Consider the following 1907-nt stretch of genomic DNA (forward strand, 5'->3'; position numbering starts at 1 on the left):
CCTCTACAAAGGGCTGGACCGGGCCGCCGTTGACGGATGCTACATAGACGCCGCTGGAGCTGACCTGATAGGCATAGTTCGGTGGTGCGCGGAAGTTCTTCGCGGCATTCAGGAAGACATGCTGTTTGCTGTCCAGGTTGAAGCGGGCACCGATTTGCGGCAGCGCCTTGCGGAACGAACGCGTAATGTTGAAGTCTTGGTAGACGTTGGCGCCCTTGGTATAGACGCCATTGACCAGCGTGTAGGTCGGGACCGGGGTCTCGCTAGCGTAGTTGGTCACGTCACGCGTCACATGCGGCAGGCGCAGGCCCAGCGAAATGAAGGCGCGGTCGTTCAACAGCGTGATCTGGTCGTTCAGGTAGATCTGGTAGGCGGTGCTGATCGTCTTGCTGTCGCGACCTTCGTAGCAGGTGCCGTCAGTGCGCTTGATGCAGCCGTCCTGCAGCCAGGGGTCCGCCGGCGTGCCGTCGGCATTGATGCGGACGCCCGGCTGGGTCTGGCGGTGCTGGGCACGCTCATACCACAGGCCCAGCTTCAGGTAGTGRCTGTCCAGCGTGGTGCTGAGTTCGCCGGTGATGCCGGGACGCATGGTCTTGGTCACGCTGGCGCGGCCCACGGCAACCTTGTCCAGCTTGTCGCCATCGCCATTGATGTCAATGGCGCCGCCAATCAGGCTAGTCCCCGAGCTACCGGTCTTGGCAGCGGTACCGGTTTCGTCAAGGATGACTTGCGACCAGCCGCCGTTGCCAAAGCCGTACCACATGTAGGGCTGGACCTTCAAATAAGTGTCCTGGGCGACCTTGAAGGAACCCGACACCGACGCAATCACGTTCTTGAACGGGTTCAGCGCCATGCCGTAGTAGACCGGCGACTGGGTGACGTCGGTCTGGGCCGTGCCGCCCACCGGTGTCTTCAGCGCCTTGAAGTTCGCGCCGTAGTCATAGTTGTAGCCATAGGGCGTGCCATTGGCATCAGAGCCAGAGGCAAAGGAGGCGGCGCAGCTGGAGAGCGGAACGAGCTGAGCTTGGCACAGGCTGACCGAGAAGATGTTCTGGTTGTACAAACGGTTGTACAGGATCGAGCCCAGGATGTGGTTGTCCTCGTTCAGGTCGAGCGTGAAGCCGGCGTCGACATGGTCCTTCTTGAGCTTGCCGACACCCTTCCACTTGTCGGCTTCGGCATGCGAATAGCTCAGGAAGACCTTGGCCCTGTTGTCCAGGAAACGACCCGTGTCGACACGCAGGAAGGAGCGGAACAGGTTCAGGCCGCCGAACGTCTGCGAGAAGCGGAGGCGGCTCGTGTCATTCGGGTCGCAGGTGATCATGCTCACGCTGCCGCCGGTGGCGCCGCTGTGGGGCGATTCCAGCTCGGGAGAGCCCTGGGCCACCGAAGCGGTACAGAGGTTCTCCTTGTCGATCATTTCCTGGGCGTAGAAAGCATAGCCGCCCGAATCGTTGACCGGCACGCCGTTCACCGTGAAGCCGATCTGATCGGAGCCGAAGCCGCGGATGCTCACGTCGCCGCCGTTTAGGCCGGTCGCGTCGTAGTTGTAGGTGTTCACGCCGGGCAGCTGCGCAATGCTCTGCAGCACGTTTCCGGTGGCGATTTCCTTTTCCATCGCGGCCTTGGTGATCGTGCTGCGGCCCTTCACGGAGTCGTCATTGATCATATTGCCACCGGCCAGCTTGGCACCGGAACCAATGACCGTGATCGTGCCCAGGCGGACGGCATCGTCCTTGGCGCGCGGTGCGGCCTCTTCCTTGGCTTGATCCACCGGCGCTTGCTGCGCGTACACCGTGCCGGTGGCCAGCACGGAAACTGCCAGGGCGGTGGCGGTCTTGCAGAATAGTCTGCTCTTCATTCCTAGACTCCTAGTGGGTGCGCCAAGCGCGCGGGCTTCAACGAGC

At 62.1% G+C, this 1907-nt stretch carries 1 protein-coding gene; it reads right to left on the reverse strand.

All coding sequences use genetic code 11. The annotated features are described in order from the left end of the window. The coding region (locus tag ACXJKR_RS31090) for a TonB-dependent receptor domain-containing protein (protein ID WP_457326137.1) at positions 1-1861 on the reverse strand (1861 nt) is incomplete at its 3' end. Positions 1862-1907: the final 46 nt, after the last annotated feature.

It is taken from the genome of Roseateles sp. P5_E11 (genome assembly GCF_054049355.1).